The sequence below is a fragment of the Pseudomonas sp. R4-15 genome, assembly GCF_055768815.1.
On sequence record NZ_CM147293.1, the window covers coordinates 304655 to 326652 of the forward strand.

The following is a 21998-nucleotide window of genomic DNA, read 5'->3' on the forward strand; positions in this document are numbered from 1 at the left end:
CGATCAGACCGGCAGGAGGGGTCGGGCCGCGTAGCTCGAACGCAGCGCTACCCAGCGAGCCCACCCGCGATGGGTAGCGTCGCTGCGCGCCTCGCCCCCTCCTGCCGCCCTGCTCAGTCGAGCCCGCCGATGTGCCAGGCCTTGACCTCGAGGAACTCCTCCATCCCGTACTTCGAGCCTTCGCGGCCGATGCCGGACTGCTTGATGCCGCCGAACGGCGCGACGTCCATGGAGATGACCCCAGTGTTCAATCCGACCATGCCGAACTCCAGCGCTTCGCCCACACGCCAGGAGCGGCGCATGTCCTGGGTGAAGTAGTAGGCGCCGAGACCGAACGGAGTGGCGTTGGCCAGTTCGATGGCTTCTTCCTCGGTCTTGAAGCGGAACAGCGGCGCCACCGGGCCGAAGGTTTCTTCGCTGGCCAGGCGCATCTCGGCGGTGGCGCCGCCGAGGATGGTCGGCTGCGTGTACAGGCCTTCGCCGTTCGGCGCGCCGCCGAGCAGTACCTGGGCGCCCTTCGCCAACGCGTCGTCGATGTGCGCAGACACCTTGTCCACCGCCGCCTGGTTGATCAGCGGGCCGAGGGTGACGCCCTCTTCAAGGCCGTTGCCGACCTTGAGCGTGGCGACTTCCTCGGCCAGGCGCGCGGCGAAGCGCTCGTAGATGCCGTCCTGCACGAGGATGCGGTTGGCGCAGACGCAGGTCTGCCCGGCATTGCGGAACTTGCTCTGCATGACACCGGGGATCGCCAGATCGAGGTCGGCGTCATCGAACACGATGAACGGCGCGTTGCCGCCCAGCTCCAGGCTCAGACGCTTGATGTTGTCGGCGCACTGGCTCATCAGCAGCTTGCCGACGTTGGTGGAGCCGGTGAAGGTCAGCTTGCGCACCAGCGGGTTGCGGGTGAGCTGGCTGCCGATCCCCGCCGGCAGGCCGGTGACCACCTGAATGGTGCCCTTGGGGAAGCCGGCGCGTTCGGCCAGCGCGGCCAGCGCCAGGGCGGTGAAGGGCGTCAGCTCCGAGGGTTTGACCACCACGGTGCAGCCGGCAGCCAGCGCCGGGGCGCACTTGCGGGTGATCATCGCCGCCGGGAAGTTCCACGGGGTGATGGCGGCGCAGACGCCCACCGGCTGTTTGAGGGTGAGGATGCGGCGGTCCGCGGTCGGCGAGGGAAGGGTGTCGCCGTAGATGCGCCGGGCTTCCTCGGCGAACCACTTGATGAAGGTGTTGGCGTAGGCGATCTCGCCGCGCGCCTCGGCCAGCGGCTTGCCCTGTTCGGCGGTCATGATCTGCGCCAGGTCTTCCTGGTGCTCCACCAGCAGTTGGTGCCAGCGCTCGAGCAGCTTGGCGCGTTCGGCCGGGGTCACCTTGCGCCAGCTTTTCCAGGCGCTGTCGGCGGACTCGATGGCACGCCGGGTTTCCTCGGCCTGCAGTGCCGGGATGCGCCCGACTTCGCTGCCGTCGGCTGGGTTGAGGACGGCCAACGTGGCGCCGTCGTCGGCGGCGATCCATTGGCCGTCGACATAGGCGCGTTCGACCAACAGGGTCGGGTCTTGCAAGCGGGATCTGAGCATGAGGCTGACTTCCTTCGGTAGATGGCAAAAGTCTAGGGAGAGGCCGCGACACGCCGCTGCCGTATCGCAGCCGAGTGGATGGGGGAGATGCCGTATTTGCAGGTGCGGCGGCAGACTCTGCCGATGCCTGCGCCAGACCGGCGCAGGCATCGGCGGGTCAGCCGCGTTCGCGGTTGCCGCGACCGGCGAGGAACACCATCAGCAGGGTGACGGCGACCAGCATGGTGCTGATCGAGGCGATGGTCGGATCGATCTCGTCACGCAGCGCAGTGAACATGCGCTTGGTGATGGTCTCGTTGTCGCCACCGGAGATGAACAGCGCCACCACCGTTTCATCGAGCGAGGTGATGAAGGCGAACAGCGCCGCGGACACCACGCTTGGCTTGATCTGCGGCAGGGTCACCGCCATGAAGGCGCGGAAGCGGTTCAGGCCCAGGCTGCGCGCGACCATCTCCTGGGACATGTCGAAATTGCGGAAGCCGGCGAGCATGGCGATGATCACGTAGGGCAACGCCAGCATCACGTGCGCCAGCACCAGCCCCGGCAGGGTGCTGATCAGACCGATGCGCGCGTAGACGTAGAACACCCCGGCAGCGATCAGGATGATCGGCACCATCATCGGCAACAGCAGCAGCAACTGCAGGCTGCGCATCACGCGCAGGCTCGAGTTGTTGATCGCGTAGGCGGCGGCGATGCCGATCGGCAGGCTGATGGCGGTGGTCGCCGTGGCGGTGATCAGGCTGACGCGGGCCGCCGACATCCACTCCACGCTGTCGAAGAAGGCTTCGTACCAGCGCAGCGAGTAGGCCTTGGGCGGGAATTGCAGGAAGCGCGCCTCGGAAAACGACATCGGCACCACGATCAGCACCGGCAAGACCAGGTAGGCGAGGATCACCAGCACCACGACGATGAACAGCAGCCGCGACAGGCTGAACCTTGCGAGCAGGGCCTTCATCAGCGCACCCCCAGTACACGTTCGACGGGAATCACCTTGTTCACCGCCCAGAAGATCAGGAACACCACCGCCAACAGCACCAGCCCTACCGCGCTGGCCGCGCCCCAGGCGTGGTACAGCTCGACGTTGCGCTGCACCAACATCGACACCAGCACGGTGCGTCCGCCACCGAGCAGTTCCGGGGTGATGTAGAAGCCCAGGCAGATGACGAAGACCAAGATCGAACCGGCCATCACGCCTGGCGCAGCCAGCGGCAGGAACACCCGGCGGAAGCTGTAGAACGGCCGCGCGCCCAGGCTGTCGGACGCCTGCAACAGGTCGTTGGGAATCTTCTTCATCACCGCGTAGAGCGGCAGCACCATGAACGGCAGCATCACGTGCAGGGTGCCGATCACCGTGCCGGTGGCGTTGTGCACCAGCTCCAGCGGACGGCTGATGATGCCCAGATCGATCAGCGTCTGATTGACCACCCCGCGCCGCTGCAGCAGCACCAGCCAGGCGTAGGAACGCACCAGCACGCTGGTCCAGAACGGCAGGATCACGCAGAGCAGGATCAGACTGGAGACCAGCCCGCCGCTACGCGCCGCGGCATAGGCGATGGGAAAGCCCAGCAGCACCGAGAGCACGGTGACGATCAGGCTGATCTGCAGCGTGGTGCCGAAGGTGTCCCAGTAGATGCCTTCGCTGAAGATTCGCGTGTAGTTGGCCAGGGTCCAGCCCTCGTCGCCCTGCAGCGACTGCAGCGCCAGCCAGAGCATCGGCAGGATCAGCAGCACCACCACCATCAGCAGCGCTGGCGCCAACAGCAGGAGCATGCTCAGGTGCTCCTTGCGTTCCTCGCGGCGCACCGCATCACGATTGAGCGACAGCGCCTCGACGGGCGCCACTTGCCCAGGCAATACCTGGGCCGTGGAGGGCATGGACATACGGCGCCTCCCTCAGTTGGCCTGAACGAAGGACAGCCAACGCTTCTCGGCCTTCACACCGTCCTCGGAGGCCCACCACTTGGCCGACAGCAGCGCCTGCTTGGCCATGTTCTCGGGGGACGACGGCAGCGTCGCGGCCACTTCCGGAGTGATGTCGCCGGTATCGAAGGCCTCGGGGTTGAGCGGACCGTAGTCGATGTAGGTGGGCAGCGCGGCCTGCAGCTTGGCGCTGATCGCGGCGTTGACGAACTTCATCGCCGCGTCACGGTGCTTGGTACCCTTGACCACGCACAGCGAGTTGGTTTCCAGGATGCCCTGGTTGTAGTTGTAGGCGATCGGCGCGCCGGCTTTCTGCACGGCGCTGGCGCGGCCGTTCCAGATCTGCACCATGTCCACCTCGCCGTCGCTGATCAATTGCGCCGACTGTCCGCCCGAGGTCCACCAGGTGGTGATTTCCGGCTTGATCTCTTCGAGCTTCTTGAACGCACGGTCCACGTCCAGCGGATAGAGCTTGTCCTTCGGTACGCCATCGGCGATCAAGGCAATCTCCAGGGTCGGTCGCGGCAGGTTGCGCAATGCCCGCGCACCGGGGAAGTCCTTGGTGTTCCAGAAGTCCGCCCAGGTCTTCGGCGCAGTCTCCTCGTCGAACGCATCGGTGCGGTAGGCAAGCACCGTGGAATAGCTGATGTAGCCGGCGCTGTATTCATCCTTGAGTGAGGCGGGGAGCTTGGCCAGGTTGGGGATCAACGCCGGATCGAGCTTTTCGAACAGCCCCTCTTCCTCACCGCGCAGGCAGTCACCGGTGGGCAGGTCGACCACGTCCCAGCTGACCTGGCCGCTCTCGACCTGGGTCTTGATGATCGGGTACGCCTTGGGCGAGCTGTCTTGCTTGAGCGTGAGTCCCAGCAACTTGGCCGCAGGCTCCAGAATCGCCTTGGATTGTGCCTCCTGGTACGCACCGCCCTGGGAAACGAACGTGATCTCCTCGGCAAGGGCCGCACTACTCACCCCCATCAGGGTGACTGCGAGCAACGGGACGAAACCTTGGGTAGCGTGGCTCATACGTATCTCCGGGTTGAAGGCAGCTATTGGAAAAAGAACACGGCTCTTGTTGTCTGGTAGCGACTCGCCATCGACCGAGCGTCCTTCGACCAATGTAAAGAGTCCGGAAAATATGAACGCTGCGAATTGGCCGGTGGCGAAACGCATAATTCCGTTTTGCACGGACTTCACAGCATGAATTGCTCAGGACGTCCTTAGGCATCGACAGCCACCGACTGACGCATGCCGCGCGCGGTATTTGATGGGTGCCGCGGCACTGGCGTATAAAGCGCCCCCTGCCCTCTAGCGGAGAAGTGACGTGGAAGAACTCATCGAACAACTGCGCGAACTCAACGAGCCGGTGCCGGTGCCGCTGGAGCTGCCCGACGAGGATCGCCTGGTGGAGGTCGAGGAAGAAATGCTGATCGGCCTGCCGAAGGAGCTGCGGCAGTTGCTGCTGAGCGTCAGCGACGTGGTCTACGGCAGTATCGAACCGGTGACGGCGGTCGATCCGCAGGCGCACAACTACCTGCCGGACGTCGCCGCGCGCGCCTGGGACGATGGCGTGCCACGGCACATGGTGCCGCTGTGTGAGGCGGGCCGGAATTACTACGTGGTCGACATGGAAGAGCAGGTGCTGCTCTGGCTCGGCGACACCGGCGACTTCGCCGAAGAGACCTGGGAAGGCGTCTGGGCCTGGGTGCAGGACGTCTGGCTGAAGAGCTGAACTCGGTGCCGCCTCTCAAGAGGTAACGGCGAGCGCTCAACCCGCCGGTTGCTGCTGGGTGATGCAGTGGATATTGCCGCCGCCCAGCAAAATCTCCCGTCCCGGCACCATCACCACCTCGTGTTCGGGGAACAGCCGCTTGAGGGTCGCCTCGGCCTCGGCGTCGCGCGGGTCGTCGAAGCGCGGCGCGACGATGCCGCCGTTGACGATGAGGAAGTTGACGTAGGAGCCAGCCAGGCGCACCGACGGGTCGCGCGGCTGGCTGCCGGTCGCCCGGTCCACCCCGGCGCATTCCTCGGCGGTGGCGTAGAGCGGGCCGGGTATGTTGATCTTGTGTATCTGCAGAGCGCGGCCACGGGCGTCACGGCTCTGCTCCAGCACCTGCAACGCGGCCTGGCAGCGCGGGTAGTTGGGATCGGCCGGATCGTCGGTCCAGGCCAGCAGCACTTCGCCGGGGCGCACGAAGCAGCAGAAGTTGTCGACGTGGCCGTCGGTCTCGTCGTTGTACAGCCCTTCCGGCAGCCAGATGATTTTCTCCACCGCCAGGTGCTCGCAGAGCACCGCCTCGATCTGCTCGCGGGTCAGGTGCGGATTGCGGTTGCGATTGAGCAGGCATTCCTCGGTGGTGACCAGGGTGCCTTCGCCGTCGACATGGATGGAGCCGCCCTCGAGCACGAAACCCTCGGTGCGATAGCGCGGGCAGCCTTCGATCTCCAGCACCTTGCGCGCCACCTGGTCGTCACGCAGCCAGGGGAAATACAGGCCACCCTCGAAGCCGCCCCAGGCGTTGAAGGCCCAGTCCACGCCGCGCACGCCGCCCTGGTCGTCGACCACGAAGGTCGGCCCGGTATCCCGCACCCAGGCGTCATCGGTGCTCATCTCGACCACCCGGATCGCATCGCTCAGGCGTGCCCGGGCGTTCTCGTACTGGCCGGCGGAAACGCAGACGGTGACCGGTTCGAAACGCGCGATGGCCTCGGCCACGGCGCTGAAGGCCGCCTGCGCCGGCTTGCCGCCCAGGCGCCAGTTGTCCGGACGTTCGGGCCAGACCATCCAGGTGCGGGTGTGCGGCGCCCATTCGGCGGGCATGCGAAAGCCATCGGCGCGCGGCGTGCGGGTCAGCGTGGTCATCGGGTTCACCTTGTCGGGTGAGCGGCGGCGCGGCTGGCGCCTCCGCCCAGGCACGGAATTACTCGGAAAGGCTCTCGCCATCGAGGCTCGCCACCGGCCAGTAGAGGTTCGGCCGACGATCGCGGAACACGCCCCAGGCGGTGCGCACCTTCTCCAGTTCGTCGAGATCGAAGCTGTGCACCAGGATGCCTTCCTCGGTCTCGTTGAGTTCCTCGACCTTCTCACCGAACTGATTGGCGATGAACGAGCTGCCGTAGAAGGTGATGTCGTAGCCGTCCTGCTCTTCCCTGCCGATGCGGTTGGAGGCGATCAGCGGCATCAGGTTGGCGCCGGCATGGCCCTGCTGAACGCGCTGCCAGTGGTCGCGGGAGCTGATGCTCGGGTCGTGCGGCTCGCTACCGATGGCGGTCGGGTAGAACAGCAGCTCGGCGCCCATCAGCGCCATGCTGCGGGCGCACTCGGGGAACCACTGATCCCAGCAGATGCCCACACCGATGCGCGCGTAGGCGGTATCCCAGACCTTGAAGCCGGAGTCGCCGGGATTGAAATAGTACTTCTCGTGGTAGCCGGGGCCGTCCGGGATGTGGCTCTTGCGGTAGAGGCCGAGGTTGCTACCGTCGGCGTCGATGATCGCGATGCTGTTGAAGCGCGCGCGCCCGGCACGCTCGAAGAAGCTGATCGGCAGCACCACCTTGAGCTCGGCGGCGAGCTGCTGGAAATGCGCGATGGCCGGATTTTCCTCGACCGTGGTGGCCAGCTGGGTGTAGTCCGGGTTCGGCTTCTGGCAGAAGTAGGGTGTCTCGAACAGTTCCTGGATGAGGATGATCTGCGCGCCCTGCGCGGCGGCGGCACGCACCAGCTTCTCGGCATTGGCGATATTCGCCGGGGTATCCCAGGAACAGGCCATCTGGGTGGCGGCGACGGTAACGCGGCGGGACATGGAGACACCTCGCAAAAATGGCGGGCCGGTAGGCCGGTGAGAGGTTGGACAGGTGACAAGGGAGACTGCTCACCCGTTGATCGCTCTATTTATAGACGATAAAAATCGACCTTAAAAGCCAGCAAACGAAAAATAACGCTCCATTTATCGTCATAAAATGAGCGTAATTTCGAGGAAACCGAATCAAGCTCTCTCGACGCCTGCCTGCTTAAAGTCGATAAAAATCGAGAAAATCAGCGCTGCTGCAACCACGCCGGCAAGTACAGACCCAAGTAGGCCTCGAACACCCGCATGCCCTCCTCCGCCATCCGCGGAGTGACCACGCCGTGCAACTGCACGGAGCGCGCGTAAACACGGTCGCCCAGCTCCATCGCCAGAGCGAACACATCCAGTTCCTCGGGCAGGACGGGGAGCACGAAATGGCGATCGAACAATGCGCGCATCAGCCGCCCCAGCTCCAGGTCGTGCTGCCCGTCGGCACGACTCAGCTCGGCCAGCCCATGCTGGGCGAGGATCAGTTGCCGCGCCGCCGGATCGCGCTCGTACACCGCCAGCATGCGCCGCTCTATCAGCCGCGCCAGATCCGGCCAGCGCGTCAGCGTCGAGGCGTCCACAGGCTGCCGCAGACACTCGCGGAACGCACCATGCACCTCGCTGGCGAGCCGCTCCAGCAAGGCCGGAACGCTCGGGAAGAAGTGGTACACCGAAGACGGCGGGATGCCCGCACGCTCAGCCACCGCGTAGATGCTCAGGGACTCCACCCCCGCCTCGGCGAGCAACGCGCGCGCGGCCTCGAGCAGCGCATCGATGCGCGCCTGGCTGCTGGCACGGGGTTTACGGGATCGCGGGGCGGCACTGGACATGCGAAACGAGCATCGGCGGAGTGAAGCACGCAGCTTCGCCGATGCCCGTCAGCGGGGCAAGCCGTGCAACGCAGGCGTTACACGGTATGCAGGTACCAGTTGTACTCGAGGTCGGAGATCGAGTGCTCGAACTCCTCCAGCTCGCTTTCCTTGCAGGCGACGAAGATGTCGATGTAGTCCGGGCTGATGTAGCGCGCCATGACCTCGCTGTCGTCCAGCTCACGCAACGCATCGCGCAGGTTGTTCGGCAGGCTCGGCTCGAACTGCTCGTAGGCGTTGCCCTCCACCGGCGCAGGCGGTTCGATCTGGTTGACCAGGCCGTGGTGGATACCGGCCAGCAGCGAAGCCATCAGCAGGTAGGGGTTGGCGTCGGCGCCGGCCACGCGCTGCTCGATGCGCAGCGCCTCGGGGCTGCCGGTGGGCACGCGCAGCGCCACGGTGCGGTTGTCCAGCCCCCAGCTCGGCGCGTTGGGCACGTAGAACTGCGCACCGAAACGGCGGTAGGAGTTGACGTTGGGGCAGAGGAAGGCCATCGACGCGGACATGGTCTCCAGCACACCGCCGATCGCGTGACGCAAAGCGGCGTTCTGCTGGGGATCATCGGAGGCGAAGATGTTCTTGCCATCCTTGTCGAGTACCGAGACGTGTACATGAAGACCATTGCCAGCCTGACCCGGATAGGGCTTGGCCATGAAGGTCGTGTCCATCTCGTGGTCGTAGGCGATGTTCTTGATCAGGCGCTTGAGCAGCACCGCGTAGTCGCACGCCTTGAGCGGGTCGGCGACGTGGTGCAGGTTCACCTCGAACTGCGCCGGGGCGCTTTCCTTGACGATCGCATCGGCAGGGATGCCCTGCTCCTTGGCTGCATCGAGGATGTCCTGCAGGCAGTCGACGTACTCGTCGAGGTCGTCGATCAGGTAGACCTGGGTGGAATGCGGACGCTTGCCGGAGATCGGCGAGCGCGGCGGTTGCGGCCGGCCGTTCACGTTCTCCTGATCGATCAGGTAGAACTCCAGCTCGAAGGCGGCGCAAAGCGTCAGGCCCAGCTCGTCGAACTTCTCCACCACGCGGCGCAGGACTTCCCGCGGGTCGGCGAAGAACGGTGCGCCATCGAGCTCATGCATGGTCATCAGCAACTGCGCGGTTGGGCGCTTTTGCCAGGGTTCGCGGCTGAGGGTGTTGGGGATGGGTAGGCAGATGCGGTCGGCGTCACCGATATCCAGGCCGAGGCCGGTGCTTTCGACGGTGGAGCCGTTGATGTCGAGGGCGAAGATCGAAGCCGGGAGGTTGATGCCTTTTTCGTAGACCTTGGAGAGACTGGCGCTCTCGATGCGCTTGCCGCGCACGACGCCATTCATGTCCGCGATGAGCAGATCTACGAACTGCACCTCGGGATGTTCCTCGAGGAACCTGTTCGCTTCGCTGAGCTGAACGGCACGCGGGGGTACCGACATGATGAAACACCTTTCACATTGTTAAAAATATCAATCAGAAGATGACTAGGGTTGGAGTCAATCCGAAAGCCGGAGTGAAGTCAATACTGCCCTATTTTGCCCCGTTTAAGTGCGCCGAGCCCATTTCAGGGGCACGCAGGCCTTTGCAGAGCCCTTCACGTTGCCCTCTTTTTACCCGCCCGTTCGGCGCCCAATGGCTGCGTTTCTCCCCAGTTGTGAAAAAAAATGAACAAGTCTAAGCTCGATCGAGATCGCAAAGCCCTTCCTGCGGGTCAATGCGCCCGGTCGCCGCTGTTCGGCAACACGCCTTGCCGTGCAGAAAACTGAGCGCCCAGCCTATCCGGACGGGGGCAAAGGCAGCGCCCTGCCACGTGCAGGGCAACCGTCGGGCCGCGAGGGCGGCGCCGGCAAACACACCGAGGTCTTTATGACGAGCAAGCTCGACCAGCTCACCGGCTGGCTCAAAGAACGGCAGATCACCGAAGTGGAATGCGTGATCAGCGACCTGACCGGCATTGCCCGGGGCAAGATCTCACCCACCAACAAGTTCCTCGGCGAAAAGGGCATGCGCCTGCCGGAAAGCGTGCTGCTGCAGACCGTCACCGGCGACTACGTCGAGGACGACATCTATTACGACCTGCTCGACCCGGCGGACATCGACATGTTCTGCCGCCCGGACGCCGACGCCGCGTTCCTCGTGCCCTGGGCCATCGAGCCCACCGCGATGGTCATCCACGACACCTTCGACAAGCTCGGCAATCCCATCGAGCTGTCGCCGCGCAACGTGCTCAAGAAGGTCCTGAAGCTCTACGCCGACAAGGGCTGGCGGCCGATCGTGGCGCCGGAGATGGAGTTCTACCTGACCAAGCGCTGCGAGGACCCGGACCTGCCGCTGCAGGTACCGCTGGGACGTTCCGGCCTGCCGGAGACCGGCCGCCAGTCGTTCTCCATCGATGCCGCCAACGAATTCGATCCGCTGTTCGAGGACATGTACGACTGGTGCGAGCTGCAGGGCCTGGACCTGGACACGCTGATCCACGAGGAAGGTCCGGCGCAGATGGAGATCAACTTCCGTCACGGCGAAGCGCTGCACCTGGCCGACCAGATCACCGTGTTCAAGCGCACCATGCGCGAGGCGGCGCTCAAGCACAACGTCGCGGCGACCTTCATGGCCAAGCCGATCACCGACGAGCCGGGCAGCGCCATGCACCTGCACCAGAGCATCGTCGACATGCACACCGGCAAGAACATCCTCGCCAACGAAGACGGCTCGATGAGCGAACTGTTCCTCGCGCATATCGGCGGCCTGCAGAAGTACATCCCGGAAGTGCTGCCGCTGTTCGCGCCCAACGTGAACTCGTTCCGCCGCTTCCTGCCCGACACCTCGGCACCGGTGAACGTGGAATGGGGCGAGGAAAACCGCACCGTGGGCCTGCGCGTGCCGGACTCCACGCCGGACAACCGCCGCGTGGAGAACCGCCTGGCCGGTGCCGACGCCAACCCCTACCTGGCCATCGCCGCCAGCCTGCTGTGCGGCTACATCGGCATGGTCGAGGGCCTGCGCCCCAGCGCCCAGGTCAAGGGACGCGGCTATGAGCGCCGCAACCTGCGCCTGCCGCTGACCATCGAGGCCGCACTCGAACGCATGGAAGGCTGCAGCGAACTCAAGCACTACCTGGGCGAGAAATTCGTCACCGGCTACGTCGCCGTCAAGCGCGCCGAGAACGAGAACTACAAGCGGGTAATCAGCTCCTGGGAGCGTGAATTCCTGCTGCTCACCGTCTGATCCGAAAGGCCGCGGGCGCAAGGCTCGCGGCCCGCGAAGCGAGAAGGAGTCCCCATGCGTAACACCGAACAATGGCAGGCCCTCGGCCGTGCCCACCATCTGCCGCCGTTCTCCGACTACAAGCAGCTCAACGCCAAGGGCGCGCGCATCATCACCAAGGCCTCCGGCGTCTACCTGTGGGATAGCGATGGGCAGAAGATCCTCGACGGCATGGCGGGCCTGTGGTGCGTCAACGTCGGTTACGGGCGCAAGGAACTGGCGGATGCCGCCTACCGCCAGATGCAGGAGCTGCCCTACTACAACCTGTTCTTCCAGACCGCCCACCCGCCGGCCATCGAACTGGCCAGCGCGATCGCCGAAATCGCGCCGGAAGGCATGAACCACGTGTTCTTCACCGGCTCGGGCTCGGAGTCCAACGACACCGTGCTGCGCATGGTGCGCCATTACTGGGCAGTGAAAGGCAAGCCGTCGAAGAAGACCATCATCGGTCGCTGGAACGGCTATCACGGCTCCACCGTCGCCGGCACCAGCCTGGGCGGCATGAAGGCGATGCACGGTCAGGGCGACCTGCCGATCCCCGGCGTGGCGCACATCGACCAGCCGTATTGGTACGGTGAGGGCGGCGAGCTGTCGCCCGAAGCCTTCGGCATCAAGGTCGCCGAACAGCTGGAGCAGAAGATCCTGGAGCTGGGCGTGGACAACGTCGCCGCCTTCATCGCCGAGCCGATCCAGGGTGCCGGCGGGGTCATCGTGCCGCCGGAGAGCTACTGGCCGAAGATCCGCGAGATCCTCGCCAAGTACGAGATCCTGTTCATCGCCGACGAGGTGATCTGCGGCTTCGGGCGTACTGGCGAGTGGTTCGGCAGCCAGTACTACGGCAACGCGCCGGACCTGATGCCGATCGCCAAGGGCCTGACCAGCGGCTACATCCCCATGGGCGGGGTGATCGTCCGCGACGAAGTCGCCGAGGTGCTCGGCGAGGGCGGCGAGTTCTACCACGGCTTCACCTATTCCGGACACCCGGTGGCCGCCGCCGTGGCCCTGGAGAACATCCGCATCCTGCGTGAAGAGCGCATCGTCGAGACCGTGAAGGCGGAAACGGCACCGTATTTGCAGCGCCGCTGGAAGGAGCTGGCGGAACACCCGCTGGTGGGCGAGGCACGGGGCGTCGGCATGGTCGGCGCGCTCGAACTGGTGGCCGACAAGCGCACCCGCACCCGCTACACCGGCAAGGAGGTCGGCATGCTCTGCCGCGAGCAGTGCTTCGCCAACGGCCTGGTGATGCGCGCGGTGGGCGACACCATGATCATCTCCCCGCCGCTGGTGATCAGCCATGCGGAGATCGACGAGCTGGTTGACAAGGCGAAGATAGCCCTCGACCGTACAGCAGCCGCCGTGTTGTCTTGAGCTGGCCCGCGGAGATTGCCAGACTGCGCCGGTGCGCCGGCCGGTCTTGCACGGGGTGAGAACCAGGGCCCTGCGGGTTTTCCGCCGCTGACACTAAATAGGACACGAAAACAGGAGCTTCACGCATGAAAATGTTCGGCAAGACCCTTCTGACGATGTCGCTGGCGGCCATCGCCGGGGTCTCCCAGGCGCAGGAAAAGGTGCTGCACGTCTACAACTGGTCCGACTACATCGCCGAGGACACCCTGGATAACTTCCAGAAGGAAACCGGCATCAAGGTGGTCTATGACGTCTACGACAGCAACGAGGTCCTCGAGGCCAAGCTGCTCGCCGGCAAATCGGGCTACGACATCGTGGTGCCGTCCAACTCCTTCCTGGCCAAGCAGATCAAGGCCGGCGTCTACCAGAAGCTGGACAAGTCCAAGCTGCCCAACTGGAAGAACCTCGATCCCGACCTGATGAAGACCCTGGAAATCAGCGACCCGGGTAACGAGTACGCGATTCCCTACCTGTGGGGCACCATCGGCATCGGCTACAACGTCGACAAGGTCAAGGCCGCACTCGGCGACGGCGCTCCGGTGGACTCCTGGGACCTGGTCTTCAAGCCCGAGAACATCGAGAAGCTCAAGGGTTGCGGTGTGTCCTTCCTCGACTCGCCCACCGAGATCATCCCGGCCGCGCTGCACTACCTGGGCTACAAGCCCGACACCACCGACTCCAAGGAACTCAAGGCCGCCGAAGACCTGTTCCTGAAGATTCGTCCCTACATCACCTACTTCCACTCCTCGAAGTACATCGGTGACCTGGCCAACGGCAACATCTGCGTCGCCATCGGCTACTCCGGCGATATCTATCAGGCCAAGGCACGCGCCGAAGAGGCCGCCAACGGTGTGAACGTCGGTTACAAGATCCCGAAAGAGGGCGCGGGCGCCTTCTTCGATACCGTTGCCATTCCGAAGGATGCGGAGAACCCGGAAGCTGCCCTGCAGTTCATCAACTTCCTGCTCAAGCCCGATGTGATCGCGGGCATCTCCAACTACGTCTCCTACCCCAATGGCAACGCCGCTGCGACCCCGCTGGTCGACGAAGCCATCCGCACCGACCCGGGCATCTACCCGACCCCCGAGGTGATGAAGAAGCTGTACGCCTTCCCGGATCTGGATCCGAAGACCCAGCGGACCATGACCCGCAGCTGGACCAAGATCAAGTCCGGCCGTTGATCGCTCGCGGCACCCGTCAGGGTGCCGCTGGCACACCGATCCGGCTGCCTGCCCCGGTAGGCAGCCGCCGCTGAAGAACACGTGATACGCAGCACAACAACGCCCAGGAAGGGAGACAAGCATGCGCTTCGCAACCTGTTCTCAGGCCCATCCGGCAGCGCTTTCGCCAGCACGCCGGGTGACGACCGCACCCTCCGATTCCAACACTTTCGCCAGTTCACGGCGGCGCGATGACGCCTGCCGCGGCCTGACCGTGGGCGAACCTTTCACAGAGCGGTCGGTGATCCGGCCCTGACCCAGACGCCCCGCGCGGGCTAGCAAGTTGAGGAGACACCCAGTGCCCCATCCCTTCCGCCATACGCTCGTCGCCCTAGCCGCCTGTGCCGCCATCGGCCAGGCCCATGCCGAACAGAGCGTGCATATCTACAACTGGTCCGACTACATCGGCGAGAGCACGCTCGAAGACTTCCAGAAAGCCACCGGCATCCATCCGATCTACGACGTCTTCGATTCCAACGAAACCCTCGAGGGCAAGCTGCTCGCCGGCCATACCGGCTACGACATCGTCGTGCCTTCGAACCACTTCCTCGGCAAGCAGATCAAGGCCGGCGCCTTCCAGAAGCTCGACCGCAGCAAGCTGCCGAACTGGAAGAACCTCGATCCCAAGCTGCTCAAGCAGCTGGAGAAGAACGATCCGGGCAACGCCTACGCGGTGCCCTACCTGTGGGGCACCAACGGCATCGGCTACAACGTCGAGAAGGTGAAAACCGCGCTCGGCGTCGACCACATCGACTCCTGGTCGGCGGTGTTCGAGCCGGAGAACATGAAGAAGCTCTCCAAGTGTGGCGTCGCCTTCCTCGACTCCGCCGACGAGATGATTCCCGCGGTCCTCAACTACCTTGGCCTGGACCCCAACAGCCAGAGCGCCGACGACCACAAGAAAGCCGAAGACAAGCTGATGGCGGTGCGCGAGTACGTCACCTACTTCCATTCTTCGAAGTACGTCTCCGACCTCGCCAACGGCAACATCTGCGTGGCGGTGGGCTACTCCGGCGACGTGTTCCAGGCTGCCGCGCGCGCCGAGGAAGCCGGCAAGGGCATCGAGATCGCCTACGCGATTCCCAAGGAAGGCGCCAACCTGTGGTTCGACATGCTCGCCGTACCGGCCGACGCAGAGAACGTCGACGAGGCCCACGCCTTCATCAACTACCTGCTCGATCCCAAGGTGATCGCCCAGGTCAGCGACTACGTCGGCTACGCCAACCCCAACCCGGCCGCTGACGAATACATGGATGAGGAAGTGCGTAACGACCCGTCCATCTATCCGCCCGAGGACGTGCTGGACAAGCTCTACGTGCAGGCCGAACTGCCGCCGAAGGTGCAGCGTCTGATGACGCGCAGCTGGACCCGCATCAAATCCGGCCGCTGAGGTGACATCCGGGGCCTGGCGCGCCATCGACAGATATGAATAATGGCGCGCCGCGCCCCCTGGGCTGAAATCCATTACCTACACCGCACCGGATACCGGTGACGCGAACATTCTGGGAGAGCGTTATGGCCGTTGCCTCCGGCGCGTACAAAAAGGCCCTCACGGGCGATCAGCAGGCCAAGCCCGTGCTGATGAAGATCGACCGGGTGACCAAGAAATTCGACGAGACCGTGGCCGTCGACGATGTCTCCCTGACCATCAACAAGGGCGAGATCTTCGCCCTGCTGGGCGGCTCCGGCAGTGGCAAGTCGACGCTCCTGCGCATGCTCGCCGGCTTCGAGCGTCCCACCGAGGGCCGCATCTATCTCGATGGTGTGGACATCACCGACCTGCCGCCCTACGAGCGGCCGATCAACATGATGTTCCAGTCCTACGCGCTGTTCCCGCACATGAGCGTGGCGCAGAACATCGCCTTCGGCCTCAAGCAGGACGGCATGTCCCGGGCGGAGATCGACGAGCGTGTCAACGAGATGCTCAAGCTGGTGCAGATGAGCCAGTACGCCAAGCGCAAGCCGCACCAGCTCTCCGGCGGCCAGCGCCAGCGCGTGGCCCTGGCCCGCTCGCTGGCCAAGCGACCCAAGCTGCTGTTGCTCGACGAGCCGATGGGCGCCCTGGACAAGAAGCTGCGCTCGCAGATGCAGCTGGAACTGGTGGAGATCATCGAGCGCGTCGGCGTGACCTGCGTGATGGTGACCCACGACCAGGAAGAGGCCATGACCATGGCCCAGCGCATCGCCATCATGCACCTGGGCTGGATCGCCCAGGTCGGCAGTCCGATGGACATCTACGAGACTCCGGCGAGCCGCCTGGTCTGCGAGTTCATCGGCAACGTCAACCTGTTCGATGGCGAGTTGGTCGAAGACGTCGAGAACCACGCGGTAATCGCCAGCCCGCAGCTGGAGCGACCGATCTACATCGGCCACGGCATCAGCACCCGTGCGGAAGAAAAGCGCGTGACCTACGCGCTGCGTCCGGAGAAGGTGCAGGTCAGCCTGCAGAAGCCCGACAACCTCGAACACGCCGATTTCAACTGGCTGGAAGGCACCGTTTATGACATCGCCTACCTCGGCGGTCACTCGGTGTACTACATCAAGCTGCCGTCCGGGCTGGTAGTGCAGGCCTTCATGGCCAACTCCGAGCGCCACGTCGAGCGCCCCACCTGGGAACAGCCGGTGTACCTGAGCTGGTATGACGATTCCGGCGTGGTGCTGCAGTCATGAACATCATCCGCAGCCTGCAGAAACGCCTGCCCACCGGGCGCCATGCCGTCATCGGCGTGCCGTTCATCTGGCTCTTCCTGTTCTTCCTGCTGCCGTTCGTCATCGTCCTGAAGATCAGCCTGTCCATGGCGGCGGTGGCCATCCCGCCCTACACCGACGTGCTGAGCTGGGCCGACGACCAGCTCACCGTGGTGCTGAACATCGGCAACTACATCTTCCTCAGCGAAGACGAGCTGTACCTGGCCGCCTACCTGGGCTCGCTGCGCATCGCCTTCTTCAGCACCCTGCTCTGCCTGCTGATCGGCTACCCGATGGCCTACGCCATCGCCCGCGCCAGCAAGCAGGCACAGACGGTCCTGCTGCTGCTGATCATGATGCCGACCTGGACCGCGATCCTGATCCGTGTCTACGCCTGGATGGGCATCCTCAGCAACAACGGCCTGCTCAATGCCTTCCTGCTCTGGCTGGGGGTGATCGACTCGCCGCTGCAGATCCTCAACACCAACCTGGCGGTGTACATCGGCGTGGTCTATTCGTACCTGCCGTTCATGATCCTGCCGCTCTACGCCAACCTGGTGAAACACGACACCAGCCTGCTGGAAGCCGCCTCCGACCTCGGCGCGAAGGGCTTCACCAGCTTCTGGAAGATCACCGTGCCGCTGTCGAAGAACGGCATCATCGCCGGCTGCATGCTGGTGTTCATCCCGGTGGTCGGCGAGTTCGTCATTCCCGAGCTGCTCGGCGGCCCGGAAACCCTGATGATCGGCCGCGTGCTCTGGCAAGAGTTCTTCAACAACCGCGACTGGCCGGTGGCCTCGGCGCTGGCGGTGATCATGCTGGCAATCCTCATCGTGCCGATCATCCTGTTCAACCGTAACCAAGCGAAGGAACTGGAGGGCAAGGTATGAAGCAGCGCTTCTCGTTCTCCAACCTGATGTTGTGGCTGGGGCTGGTGTTCATCTACCTGCCGATGGTCATCCTGGTCATCTACTCGTTCAATGGCTCGCGCCTGGTGACGGTGTGGGGCGGCTGGTCGGTGAAGTGGTACCTGGGCCTGGGCGAGAACCGCCAGTTGATGAGCGCCGTGGCGCGCTCGCTGGAAATCGCCCTGTACACCGCCGTGGCGGCAGTGGCGTTGGGTACTCTGGCGGCCTTCGTGCTCACGCGCATCCCGCGCTTTCGCGGGCGCACGCTGTTCGGCGGCATGGTCACCGCGCCGCTGGTGATGCCCGAGGTGATCACCGGCCTGTCGCTGCTGCTGCTCTTCGTGGCGATGGCGCAACTGGTCGGCTGGCCGGCCGAGCGCGGCCTGGTCACCATCTGGATCGCCCACACCACCTTCTGTACCGCCTACGTGGCGGTGGTGGTGTCCTCGCGCCTGCGCGAGCTGGACCTGTCGATCGAGGAAGCGGCGATGGACCTGGGTGCGCGCCCGTGGAAGGTGTTCCTGCTGATCACCATCCCGATGATCGCGCCCTCGCTGGCCGCCGGCGCCATGCTCTCCTTCGCCCTGTCGCTGGACGACCTGGTGCTCGCCAGCTTCGTCTCCGGCCCTGGCGCGACCACCCTGCCGATGGAGATCTTCTCCGCCGTGCGCCTGGGGGTTAAGCCGGAGATCAACGCGGTCGCGAGCCTGATCCTGCTGGCGGTATCGCTGTTCACCTTCTGTGCCTGGTACTTCACCCGTCGCGCCGAGGAACGCCGCAAGCGCGCGGTGGCGCAGTCGATGGAAGACCCGGAGCAGCCCCCGAGCTGGAAGCAGGTGATCGACAGCCACAAGGCGACACCCAGCAAGGGTTGAGCCCATTGCAGGCGAGACCGGAATGACCGCTGGGAGGGTGCTCCCCCCAGCGGTTCCCTCGATCATGCACCGCCGCAACGGCGATGCGCCCTTCGGCTAGTTCCGGTCCGCCAGCACACCCACCAGAAAGAACACCAGCAGCATTACCGGTCCGAGGGTGTAGTTGTTGAAGTAGCCGAGCATGTGCGCCACCCAGGGCGTGGCGTACACCAGCAGCAGACCGCAGGCGGTCAGGCACAGCGCGGCGGAAACCAGGCAACGCAGCACGAAGTTGATACCGCCGATGGCGCCCTGCAGGCGGGCGTTCAGCGTCGGCCCATAGAGCGCCAGCAAAACGCCCAGCAGCGCCAGCGAGAAGAGTGACAGGTGCCCGCGGCAGAAGCGCGACAGGGCGAAGATCCAGTCCAGTACGAAATCCATTCAGGCTCCTAGGGCCTCTCTTGCGGAGCACCCTAGCCTAACGGAAATCGCCGCCCGTAGCGCAGGCTCCGGGCGGCGATCGCGTTCACACGTAGCGCGCGTTGAATTCGCCGAGCACTACGTCGAGGATCGCCAGGCCTTCGGCCACTTCTTCGGCCGTGATGATGCACGGCGGCACTACGTGGATGCGGTTCTCCACCGTGAAGGCGAGTAGCCCACGCTCGGCCAACGCGGCCTTGATCTGCAGCACCACCGGCCCCGGCAGCGGGGTCTTGCTCTGCACGTCGCTGACCAGTTCCAGTGCCCAGAACAGGCCCACGCCACGGCACTGGCCGATCAGCGGGTACTTCGCCGCCAGCGCGTGCAGGCCGGGGCCAAGCACCTCGTCACCGATCTGCCGGGCATTGTCGACGATGCCTTCCTCTTCCATCGCGTCCAGCGTGGCGACGATCGCCGCCATCGCCAGCGGGTGGCCGGAATAGGTCAGGCCGCCTGGGAAGAAGTGGTCGTCGAAGTAGCTGGAGATCTTCTCGCTGAGCATCACGCCGCCGGCCGGCACGTAACCGGAGTTGACGCCCTTGGCGAAGCAGATCAGGTCCGGCACCACGTCGAAGTGCTCCAGCGCCAGCCAGCGGCCGGTGCGACCGAAGCCCGCCATCACCTCGTCGAGGATCAGCAGCATGCCGAACTCGTCGCACAGCGCACGCACGCCCTCCATGTAACCCTTGGGCGGAATCAGGATGCCGGCGGTGCCGGGAATGCTTTCCAGCAGCACCGCGGCGCAGGCATTCGGGCCTTCGCACTCGATCACCCGGCGCAGGTGCGCCAGGGCGCGCTGGCATTCTTCTTCCTCGCTGCTGGCGTGGAATTCGGTGCGGTACAGGTAGGGGTTGAAGAAGTGCACGTGGCCACGGGCGAATTCGTTGGGCACGCGACGCGGATCGCCGGTGGCAACGATCGCAGCCCCCGTGCTGCCGTGGTAGGAACGGTAGGCCGAGAGAATCTTGTCGCGCCCGGTGAACAGGCGCGCCATGCGCATGGCGTTCTCGTTGGCATCGGCGCCGGCGTTGGTGAAGAACACCTTGGAAAAGCCCTTCGGCGCGCGGGCGATGATGCGCTTGGCGGCCTCGCCACGCATCAGGTTGGCGGTCGCCGGGGCGATGGTCACCAGGCTCTCGGCCTGCGCCTTGATCGCCGCGATGACCTTCGGATGCTGATGGCCGACGTTGGTATTGACCAGTTGGCTGCTGAAGTCCAGGTAGCGCTTGCCGTCGTAGTCCCACAGCCGGCACCCCTCGCCACCGGCGATCACCAGCGGATTGAGCGCGCCCTGGGTCGACCAGGAGTGGAAGACGTACTGACGATCCAGGTCATGGACGTACTGGTTGCTGATCGGACTGGAGCTCATGGTGAAAACCTCGAAGACGGCGGGAGGCGTGACCGGCACGCGATGCACGCACATTAGAAAGCTTGCGCTTGCCCCCGTAGGGCCAGATACGCTCGCGGTACGGGACAACTGGCCCCAGGCCCATGCACCGGTTCGCGCTAGCCTGCAGATTCACTCACCGATACGGAGTCCCCATGGCACACGCCTTCGAGGTCAACACCAGTCACGCCGAATACGCCGACCTGGACACCCCGGCCATTCGCCGCGCCCGCCTGGAGCTGGCCGCCTGCCTGCGCATGGCCGCGCGCCTGGGCTTGGGCGAAGGCATCTGCAACCACTTCTCTGTGGTGCTGCCCGGACATCCGCAGTTGTTCCTGGTGAATCCCTATGGCCTGGCCTTCGCCGAGGTCACCGCTTCCTCGCTGCTGATCTGCGATTTCGACGGCCACGTGGTACGCGGCGAGGGCCGCCCGGAAGCCACCGCCTTCTTCATCCACGCCCAGTTGCACCGCCTGCATCCGCGCGCGGTGGCCGCCTTCCACACGCACATGCCCAACGCCACCGCGCTGTGCATGCTCGAAGGCGAGCCCTTCGTCTGGGCCGGGCAGACCGCACTGAAGTTCTACGGGCGCATCGCCGTCGACGAGGACTACAACGGCCTGGCGCTGGACAACGCCGAGGGCGAGCGGATCGCCCACGCCGCCGGGGACAAGGACATCGTGCTGCTGAAGAACCACGGCCCGCTGGTGCTCGGCCCGAGCATCGCCGAGGCCTGGGACGACCTCTACTACCTGGAGCGTGCCGCCGAGGTGCAACTACGCGCGCAGTCCAGCGGCCGGCCGCTCAAGGCGGTGAGCCCGGAGATCGCCGCCGCGGCCTGCCAGCAGATGCTCGACGGCGCCGCCGACAGCGCCAACCCGCACCTGCAAAGCGTGATCCGCCAGTTGCAGCGCCTGGAGCCGGACTTCGCCGACTAGCCGCGCAGCACCTCCAGACGCTGCCGCTGACGACCTTGCGCATCGAAGTTGTCCGCCGCCAGCCAACGCTCGAAGGCCTGCTGGCGCGACGGCCACTCGCCGTCGGTGATGGAGAACCAGGCGGTATCGCGATTGCGCCCCTTGACCACCAGATGCTGGCGGAACACGCCCTCGAAGGTGAAGCCGAAACGCTCGGCAGCGCGCCGCGAACGCAGGTTGGCGGCATTGCACTTCCACTCCAGGCGACGATTGCCCAGGGCGAACGCTAGCTGAGCGAGCAGGTACACCGACTCCGTGGCCAGCGGGCTGCGCTGCATGCCGGCGCCGAAGGCGATATGGCCGATCTCGATGCTGCCGTGCGCCGGCACCCGACTCATCAGGCTGAGCAGCCCGAGCACTCGGCCACCGGCGGATTCGCGCACCGCGAAGAACAGCGGATCGACGCTCACCGCCTGGCCGCGCAGCCAGGCATCGAAGGGCTCGCGGGTGGCGAATGGGCCATAGGGCAGGTAGTCCCACAGCGCCGGATCGCTGTCCGGCCCCTGCAGCGCCCGCCAGAGGTCGTCGCCATGAGCCTCCACGTCCAGCGGCTCGAGCCGTACGAAGCGGCCCTCCAAGGGTTCACGGCGGGGTTCGGCGGCGCCCCGCCAGTGGGGTAAGGGATCACTGTTCGACATGAC

The 21998-nt window shown here is 64.9% G+C and carries 20 protein-coding genes; 9 read left to right on the plus strand and 11 right to left on the minus strand.

Going from position 1 to position 21998, the window contains the following annotated elements; all coding sequences use genetic code 11:
• Positions 1–113 precede the first annotated feature (113 nt).
• The 4 genes from ACYRGX_RS01550 to ACYRGX_RS01565 form a co-directional block, all read right to left on the minus strand.
• Positions 114–1574 (minus strand): NAD-dependent succinate-semialdehyde dehydrogenase, encoded by a 1461-nt coding sequence (locus ACYRGX_RS01550; RefSeq protein WP_473054861.1) that lies wholly within the window; start codon positions 1572–1574, stop codon positions 114–116.
• Between the two features lie 157 nt (positions 1575–1731).
• Positions 1732–2529: an ABC transporter permease gene (locus ACYRGX_RS01555; RefSeq protein WP_473054862.1), complete on the minus strand. Its 798-nt coding sequence runs from the start codon at positions 2527–2529 to the stop codon at positions 1732–1734.
• Positions 2529–3455: an ABC transporter permease gene (locus ACYRGX_RS01560; protein ID WP_473054863.1), complete on the minus strand. Its 927-nt coding sequence runs from the start codon at positions 3453–3455 to the stop codon at positions 2529–2531. Before ACYRGX_RS01560 ends, ACYRGX_RS01555 begins: the two co-directional genes overlap by 1 nt.
• 12 nt (positions 3456–3467) lie before the next feature.
• Positions 3468–4517: an ABC transporter substrate-binding protein gene (locus ACYRGX_RS01565; protein ID WP_473054864.1), complete on the minus strand. Its 1050-nt coding sequence runs from the start codon at positions 4515–4517 to the stop codon at positions 3468–3470.
• Between the two features lie 298 nt (positions 4518–4815).
• Here ACYRGX_RS01565 and ACYRGX_RS01570 point away from each other — a divergent pair, with 298 nt between their 5' ends.
• Positions 4816–5223, plus strand: coding sequence for an SMI1/KNR4 family protein (locus tag ACYRGX_RS01570; protein ID WP_473054865.1), 408 nt, complete (start codon positions 4816–4818; stop codon positions 5221–5223).
• A 36-nt stretch (positions 5224–5259) separates the two neighbouring features.
• Here the strand turns inward: ACYRGX_RS01570 and aguA are convergent, their stop codons facing one another.
• The 4 genes from aguA to ACYRGX_RS01590 all read right to left on the minus strand — a co-directional run bounded on the left by aguA (position 5260) and on the right by ACYRGX_RS01590 (position 9611).
• On the minus strand, positions 5260–6354 hold the full coding sequence (gene aguA, locus ACYRGX_RS01575; RefSeq protein ID WP_473054866.1) for an agmatine deiminase: 1095 nt from the start codon (positions 6352–6354) through the stop codon (positions 5260–5262).
• A gap of 58 nt (positions 6355–6412) precedes the next feature.
• Positions 6413–7294 carry an N-carbamoylputrescine amidase gene (gene aguB, locus ACYRGX_RS01580; RefSeq protein ID WP_473054867.1) on the minus strand — a complete coding sequence of 294 codons (882 nt, stop codon included), beginning with the start codon at positions 7292–7294 and terminating at the stop codon, positions 6413–6415.
• Between the two features lie 233 nt (positions 7295–7527).
• The gene (locus ACYRGX_RS01585) at positions 7528–8157 is read right to left on the minus strand and encodes a TetR/AcrR family transcriptional regulator (protein WP_473054868.1); all 630 of its coding nucleotides are present in this window, start codon (positions 8155–8157) and stop codon (positions 7528–7530) included.
• A 77-nt stretch (positions 8158–8234) separates the two neighbouring features.
• Complete coding sequence (locus ACYRGX_RS01590) at positions 8235–9611, minus strand: glutamine synthetase family protein (protein WP_473054869.1); 1377 nt, start codon at positions 9609–9611, stop codon at positions 8235–8237.
• A gap of 427 nt (positions 9612–10038) precedes the next feature.
• Between ACYRGX_RS01590 and ACYRGX_RS01595 the strand changes: the two genes are divergently transcribed.
• The 7 genes from ACYRGX_RS01595 (at position 10039) to ACYRGX_RS01625 (ending at position 18534) form a co-directional block, all read left to right on the plus strand.
• A complete protein-coding gene (locus ACYRGX_RS01595) occupies positions 10039–11397 on the plus strand; it encodes a glutamine synthetase family protein (protein WP_473054870.1) in 1359 nt (452 codons plus the stop codon).
• Positions 11398–11451: 54 nt separating this feature from the next.
• On the plus strand, positions 11452–12804 hold the full coding sequence (locus ACYRGX_RS01600; protein WP_473054871.1) for an aspartate aminotransferase family protein: 1353 nt from the start codon (positions 11452–11454) through the stop codon (positions 12802–12804).
• A 125-nt stretch (positions 12805–12929) separates the two neighbouring features.
• Positions 12930–14024 carry an extracellular solute-binding protein gene (locus ACYRGX_RS01605; protein ID WP_473054872.1) on the plus strand — a complete coding sequence of 365 codons (1095 nt, stop codon included), beginning with the start codon at positions 12930–12932 and terminating at the stop codon, positions 14022–14024.
• Between the two features lie 388 nt (positions 14025–14412).
• Positions 14413–15453 (plus strand): polyamine ABC transporter substrate-binding protein, encoded by a 1041-nt coding sequence (locus ACYRGX_RS01610; protein WP_473056612.1) that lies wholly within the window; start codon positions 14413–14415, stop codon positions 15451–15453.
• A 125-nt stretch (positions 15454–15578) separates the two neighbouring features.
• Positions 15579–16733 carry an ABC transporter ATP-binding protein gene (locus ACYRGX_RS01615; protein WP_473054873.1) on the plus strand — a complete coding sequence of 385 codons (1155 nt, stop codon included), beginning with the start codon at positions 15579–15581 and terminating at the stop codon, positions 16731–16733.
• A gap of 26 nt (positions 16734–16759) precedes the next feature.
• Positions 16760–17641, plus strand: coding sequence for an ABC transporter permease subunit (locus ACYRGX_RS01620; protein ID WP_473056613.1), 882 nt, complete (start codon positions 16760–16762; stop codon positions 17639–17641).
• A complete protein-coding gene (locus ACYRGX_RS01625; RefSeq protein ID WP_473054874.1) occupies positions 17638–18534 on the plus strand; it encodes an ABC transporter permease subunit in 897 nt (298 codons plus the stop codon). Before ACYRGX_RS01620 ends, ACYRGX_RS01625 begins: the two co-directional genes overlap by 4 nt.
• Positions 18535–18630: 96 nt before the next feature.
• On the opposite strand, the gene ACYRGX_RS01630 is transcribed toward ACYRGX_RS01625, so the two are convergent.
• Positions 18631–18954, minus strand: a complete 324-nt coding sequence (locus ACYRGX_RS01630; RefSeq protein WP_473054875.1) for a DUF3392 family protein — start codon at positions 18952–18954, stop codon at positions 18631–18633.
• 85 nt (positions 18955–19039) lie between these two features.
• A complete protein-coding gene (locus tag ACYRGX_RS01635; protein ID WP_473054876.1) occupies positions 19040–20362 on the minus strand; it encodes an aminotransferase class III-fold pyridoxal phosphate-dependent enzyme in 1323 nt (440 codons plus the stop codon).
• 173 nt (positions 20363–20535) lie between these two features.
• Here ACYRGX_RS01635 and ACYRGX_RS01640 point away from each other — a divergent pair, with 173 nt between their 5' ends.
• Positions 20536–21318 (plus strand): aldolase, encoded by a 783-nt coding sequence (locus tag ACYRGX_RS01640; RefSeq protein ID WP_473054877.1) that lies wholly within the window; start codon positions 20536–20538, stop codon positions 21316–21318.
• Here ACYRGX_RS01640 and ACYRGX_RS01645 read toward each other — a convergent pair.
• Entirely contained in the window at positions 21315–21995 is a 681-nt protein-coding gene (locus tag ACYRGX_RS01645) for a GNAT family N-acetyltransferase (protein ID WP_473054878.1), read from the minus strand. The two genes, ACYRGX_RS01640 and ACYRGX_RS01645, sit on opposite strands and share 4 nt — an antisense overlap.
• Positions 21996–21998: the final 3 nt, after the last annotated feature.

Coding starts and splice junctions, on each gene's coding strand:
- aguA (WP_473054866.1), bottom strand. CDS start 6,354: ATGACCACGCTGACCCGCACGCCGCGCGCCGATGGCTTTCGCATGCCC.
- ACYRGX_RS01615 (WP_473054873.1), top strand. CDS start 15,579: ATGGCCGTTGCCTCCGGCGCGTACAAAAAGGCCCTCACGGGCGATCAG.
- ACYRGX_RS01585 (WP_473054868.1), bottom strand. CDS start 8,157: ATGTCCAGTGCCGCCCCGCGATCCCGTAAACCCCGTGCCAGCAGCCAG.
- ACYRGX_RS01645 (WP_473054878.1), bottom strand. CDS start 21,995: ATGTCGAACAGTGATCCCTTACCCCACTGGCGGGGCGCCGCCGAACCC.
- ACYRGX_RS01550 (WP_473054861.1), bottom strand. CDS start 1,574: ATGCTCAGATCCCGCTTGCAAGACCCGACCCTGTTGGTCGAACGCGCC.
- ACYRGX_RS01555 (WP_473054862.1), bottom strand. CDS start 2,529: ATGAAGGCCCTGCTCGCAAGGTTCAGCCTGTCGCGGCTGCTGTTCATC.
- ACYRGX_RS01590 (WP_473054869.1), bottom strand. CDS start 9,611: ATGTCGGTACCCCCGCGTGCCGTTCAGCTCAGCGAAGCGAACAGGTTC.
- ACYRGX_RS01560 (WP_473054863.1), bottom strand. CDS start 3,455: ATGTCCATGCCCTCCACGGCCCAGGTATTGCCTGGGCAAGTGGCGCCC.
- ACYRGX_RS01630 (WP_473054875.1), bottom strand. CDS start 18,954: ATGGATTTCGTACTGGACTGGATCTTCGCCCTGTCGCGCTTCTGCCGC.
- ACYRGX_RS01600 (WP_473054871.1), top strand. CDS start 11,452: ATGCGTAACACCGAACAATGGCAGGCCCTCGGCCGTGCCCACCATCTG.
- ACYRGX_RS01625 (WP_473054874.1), top strand. CDS start 17,638: ATGAAGCAGCGCTTCTCGTTCTCCAACCTGATGTTGTGGCTGGGGCTG.
- ACYRGX_RS01565 (WP_473054864.1), bottom strand. CDS start 4,517: ATGAGCCACGCTACCCAAGGTTTCGTCCCGTTGCTCGCAGTCACCCTG.
- ACYRGX_RS01595 (WP_473054870.1), top strand. CDS start 10,039: ATGACGAGCAAGCTCGACCAGCTCACCGGCTGGCTCAAAGAACGGCAG.
- ACYRGX_RS01635 (WP_473054876.1), bottom strand. CDS start 20,362: ATGAGCTCCAGTCCGATCAGCAACCAGTACGTCCATGACCTGGATCGT.
- aguB (WP_473054867.1), bottom strand. CDS start 7,294: ATGTCCCGCCGCGTTACCGTCGCCGCCACCCAGATGGCCTGTTCCTGG.
- ACYRGX_RS01605 (WP_473054872.1), top strand. CDS start 12,930: ATGAAAATGTTCGGCAAGACCCTTCTGACGATGTCGCTGGCGGCCATC.
- ACYRGX_RS01640 (WP_473054877.1), top strand. CDS start 20,536: ATGGCACACGCCTTCGAGGTCAACACCAGTCACGCCGAATACGCCGAC.